The organism is Streptomyces durocortorensis (assembly GCF_016901035.1).
Taxonomy (GTDB): Bacteria; Actinomycetota; Actinomycetes; order Streptomycetales; family Streptomycetaceae; genus Streptomyces; species Streptomyces durocortorensis.
The window spans coordinates 1-4,470 of the sequence record NZ_JAFEUF010000379.1; the positions used below are offsets into that span (position 1 = coordinate 1).

The window sequence follows — 4,470 nt, forward strand, 5'->3', positions numbered from 1 at the left end:
CCCCCCGCCCCCCCCCCCCCGCCCCCGCGCCGCCCCCCCCCCCCCCCCCCCCCCCCCCCCCCCCCCCCCCCCCGGGGGGGGGGCGCCGGCCCCTTCTGCGTGCGGTCGCAGAACTCTGACTGCTGAGGTCGCAGAACCCTGACTACTGCCCCGCGAACTTGTCGCTCATCGTCGCGAAGGTGCGCCGGGCGTCCTCGCCGAGCCGGGGCCCGGCCAGCCAGCCCGACGTGACCGGGCCGATCGAGGTGTTGGAGACCAGCATCGACTTGCCGTCCGGCCCGGCGACGAACCAGCCGCCGCCGGAGGAGCCGCCCGTCATGGTGCAGCCGATCCGGTACATGGTCGGGGTTCCCGGGGCGATCGAGAGCCGGCCGGGACGGTCGACGCACTGGTGCATCAGCAGCCCGTCGTACGGCGGACCCGCCGGGTAGCCCCAGGCGCCCATGCCGCTGATCTGCTGGATCTCCGGAGCGTCGAAGGAGACCGGCAACGCGTTGCCCACCGTCTCCTCCAGGGACTTGGTCCCGTTCTCGGGCTTCACGTGCAGCACCGCGTAGTCGTACGGCGCACCGGCCCCGCCCGTCGGGCCGCCGCCGGAGATCCACTCGCCGGAGGACGCGGCCCAGTCCGCCCAGTAGGTGCCGTACGGGGCGACCTCCTGCGGCTGCGCGGTCCGCAGCTGCGCCGCGTTCCTGCCCTGGTCGTTGTACGAGGGCACGAAGACGATGTTGCGGTACCAGCCGCCGCCCGCGCCCGCGTGCACACAGTGTCCGGCGGTCCACACGAGGTTGGACTTCCCGGGGTTCTCCGGGTCCTTCACGACCGTGCCCGAGCAGACCATGGAGCCCTTGGGGGAGTCGAAGAAGACCTTGCCGACCGGGGCGGCGTAGCGGTGGTACGGGGTCTTCTCCGGCTTGGCCCGCACCGGCGCGGGCTCCGGGTCGCTGACGTCCTGACCGGCGGAGAGGTCACCGGCCGCCATCGTCTTGGCGGGCTCGTCGGCCGCGGCCATCCGCTCCGGCTTCCACAGGCCGTCGATGACCGGGTTGACGAAGTCCTCGGCCTTGCGAAGCCAGCCGTCCTTGTCCCAGTTCTTCCACTCGCCGTCCTTCCACTTCTCCGGGTCCACCCCGTGCTTCTCCAGGGCGTCGCCCAGATCACCGGGAAGTCCGGCGGCGGGATCCTTCTCCGCCGCCCCGGTGGCCGAGGGCTTGTCGGCCGCGGCGTCCTCCTCGGGGCCGCAGGCCGTGGCCGTCAGAGTGAGCGCCGCGACGAGGCCGGTGGCGGCCAGCAGCGGACGTATCGATCGCATGGAAGAAATCCCCCTGAACAGCTGGTTCGTACGGTGGCGCGCAGTCGCGGGATGTGCGGATGTGGCGCCGTCGCGGCTGCGCGGTCGTGCATTCTGTCATGAGCGTGTCATGCGGGACCTCGGAGTCCGCCGCCGGTCGTACGCGGCCCCCGGGCGGGGGGGGGCCGGGGGCCCCGGGGGGGGGGGGGGGGCGGGGGGGGGGGGGGGGGGGCGCCCCCGGGGCGGGGGCAACCCCCCCGCGGGTGGGCCGGGGCGGCCGGTGGGGGGGTCTCGTGTTTTGTTGGTGTGGGGGCTTGTGCCCCCCGGCGGCCCCCCCCCCCCGGCCGCGGGGGGGGGGGCCCGCGGGGGGGGGGGGCCCCGGGCCTCACGGGCCCGTGTGCTCGCGGGACTTACCGGCCCGCGTACTTCTCACTCACCGCGCGGTAGATGCCCTCGGCCTCCTTGCCGAGCCGCGGACCGGCCAGCCAGCCCGCCGTGACCGGGCCGATCGAGGTGTTCGAGACCAGGGCGGGCTTGCCGTCCTGACCCGCCGCGACCCAGCCGCCGCCGGAGGAGCCACCGGTCATCGTGCAGCCGATGCGGTACATCGTGGGCTGGTCCTGGAAGACCGAGAGCCGGCCCGGCTTGTCCTCGCACTGGAGCAGCTTCTGGCCGTCGAACGGCGGCGCGGCCGGGTAACCCGTGGCCGTCATACCGGCGATCTCCGGCACGGCGGGAGCGTTGAACTCGACCGGCAGCGCCGAACCGACCGTCTCCTCCAGCGACTTGCCGCCCGCGCCCTTCTCCGGCGTCACGTGCAGCACCGCGAAGTCGTACGGCGCGCCCTGGCCGCCGACCGCGGCGCCCTGCTCGATCCACTGCTCGGAGGTCTGGGCCCACTGGCCCCACCACACACCGTACGGAGCGATCTTCTCCTTGGGCGCGGTCTCCAGCTCGGCCAGCGACAGGCCGTCGTTGTTGTACGCCGGGACGAAGGCGATGTTGCGGTACCAGCCGCCCTTCTTGCCCGCGTGGACGCAGTGCCCGGCGGTCCACACCATGTTGGACTTGCCCGGGTTCGCCGGGTCCTTCACCACGGTCGCGGAACAGACCATCGAGCCCTGCGGGCCGTCGAAGAGCAGCTTCCCGGACTCCGGGGCGTTGTCGTGGTACGGCGTCGCGACACCGGCGGCCCGGACCGGGGCCGGCGTCGGGTCCGTCACGCCGTCGTCGCCGGAGATGTCGTTGTCGACCGGGTTCTCCGGGGGCTTGTCGGCCTCCCGCATCCGGTCCGGATCCCACAGGCCGTCGATGATCGGGTTGACGAAGTCCTTGGCCTCACGCAGCCACTTGTCCTTGTCCCAGTTCTTCCACTCCCCGTCCCGCCACTTGTCGGGGTCGATCCCGCGCTCCTTGAGCCGGTTCTTCCAGTCGTCCGGAATGGCGACCTTGCCGTCGGACGACTGGTCGGCCGAGGCGCTGGGCGTGGAGCCGGCGTTGTCCTCCTCCGGGCCGCACGCGGTGGCGGTGAGCGCCAGCACGGCGGCGACGGCGGTCGCGGCGAGCGCGGTGGAGGGCATGCGCCGTGCGCGCCTCCCGCGGCGTGCGGTATCGGTCGGGCGAATGGGTCGCATCTCGTGATCCCCCTGGGACTTCGTCACTCGGTACTCGTGCTGCATTGCGGACACTTCGGGCGCCGGAGCAGGTGCTTCCGCGCCACGGTGCGGCCCCCACTATGCCGGTGCCGATGGTGACGGTACGCGGCAGGTCCGCGGTTCCGTCGCCGCGAGGATGTTCCGATTTACCCGTGATCCATCGCGGTCGGCGTCGTTTGTACGTACGGGGGACACCAGGACAGCGTTCACGGCCTCGGTGCGTCCGCGCGAGAACGTACCGACGTGCAACGCAACTGTTACCGCAGGAGGATCAAGAGCCGTGTCCGTGACCGAACCCGCACCGGTGGCGCCGCCGTCCGCGCACGAGGGCATCCTCCGCCGTCAGTCCCTGCGCGAATCGGCGGCCCGCACCTACGCCCGGTCCCTGCCGATCGTCCCGGTGCGCGCCCGCGGGCTCACCATCGAGGGCGCGGACGGACGGCGGTATCTGGACTGCCTCTCCGGTGCGGGCACCCTGGCGCTCGGGCACAACCACCCCGTCGTGCTCGAAGCGATCCGGAAGGTCATCGACTCCGGCGCCCCCCTGCATGTGCTGGACCTCGCCACCCCGGTCAAGGACGCCTTCACCACCGAGCTGTTCGCCACCCTGCCCCGGCAGCTCGCCGACAACGCCCGCATCCAGTTCTGCGGTCCCGCAGGCACGGACGCCGTCGAGGCCGCATTCAAGCTGGTCCGCTCCGCGACCGGCCGCTCCGGCCTGCTGACCTTCACCGGCGCCTACCACGGCATGACCGCCGGAGCCCTGGAAGCCTCCGGCGGCGCCACCGACGTACGGGTCACCCGGCTCCCCTTCCCGCAGGACTACCGCTGCCCGTTCGGCACCGGCGGCGAGCACGGCGCCACGCTCGCCGCCCGCTGGACCGAACACCTGCTGGACGACCGCAAGGGCGGCGTGCCGGCCCCCGCCGGGATGATCGTGGAGCCCGTCCAGGGCGAGGGCGGCGTCAACCCCGCCCCCGACGCCTGGCTGCGCCGCATGCGCCGGATCACCGAGGACCGCTCCATCCCGCTCATCGCCGACGAGGTCCAGACCGGGGTCGGCAGGACCGGTACGTTCTGGGCCGTCGAGCACAGCGGGATCGTCCCCGACGTCATGGTCCTCTCCAAGGCGATCGGCGGCTCCCTGCCCCTCGCGGTGATCGTCTACCGCGCTGAGCTGGATCTTTGGCAGCCGGGCGCACACGCGGGTACGTTTCGTGGCAACCAGCTCGCCATGGCGGCGGGCGCGGCCACGCTCGCGTACGTCAGGGAGAATCAACTGGCGGACCGCGCAGCGGTCCTGGGGGCCCGGATGCTCGCCCGCCTGCGGGAACTGAGGGCGCATCACCCGGGAATCGGTGACGTACGGGGGCGTGGACTGATGATCGGCCTGGAGCTGGTGGATCCCGAGAGCGCGCCCCTGCCCGCCGAAGCCGGCCCCCCCCCCCCGGCCCCCCCGCCCGCCCCCGCCCCCGCCCCCGCCGGGGGGCCGGAATGCCAGCGCCGCCGCCACAAAGTCGAACA

At 73.3% G+C, this 4,470-nt stretch carries 3 protein-coding genes; 1 reads left to right on the forward strand and 2 read right to left on the reverse strand.

All coding sequences use genetic code 11. The annotated features are described in order from the left end of the window. Positions 1–142: 142 nt before the first annotated feature. Positions 143–1,312: a trypsin-like serine peptidase gene (locus JS521_RS34125; protein WP_205086756.1), complete on the reverse strand. Its 1,170-nt coding sequence runs from the start codon at positions 1,310–1,312 to the stop codon at positions 143–145. 389 nt (positions 1,313–1,701) lie between these two features. Next, a complete protein-coding gene (locus JS521_RS34130) occupies positions 1,702–2,871 on the reverse strand; it encodes a trypsin-like serine peptidase (RefSeq protein ID WP_205086757.1) in 1,170 nt (389 codons plus the stop codon). Positions 2,872–3,226: 355 nt separating this feature from the next. Between JS521_RS34130 and JS521_RS34135 the strand changes: the two genes are divergently transcribed. After that, the coding region (locus JS521_RS34135) for a diaminobutyrate--2-oxoglutarate transaminase family protein (protein WP_205086758.1) at positions 3,227–4,470 on the forward strand (1,244 nt) is incomplete at its 3' end.

Coding starts and splice junctions, on each gene's coding strand:
- JS521_RS34125 (WP_205086756.1), bottom strand. CDS start 1,312: ATGCGATCGATACGTCCGCTGCTGGCCGCCACCGGCCTCGTCGCGGCG.
- JS521_RS34130 (WP_205086757.1), bottom strand. CDS start 2,871: ATGCCCTCCACCGCGCTCGCCGCGACCGCCGTCGCCGCCGTGCTGGCG.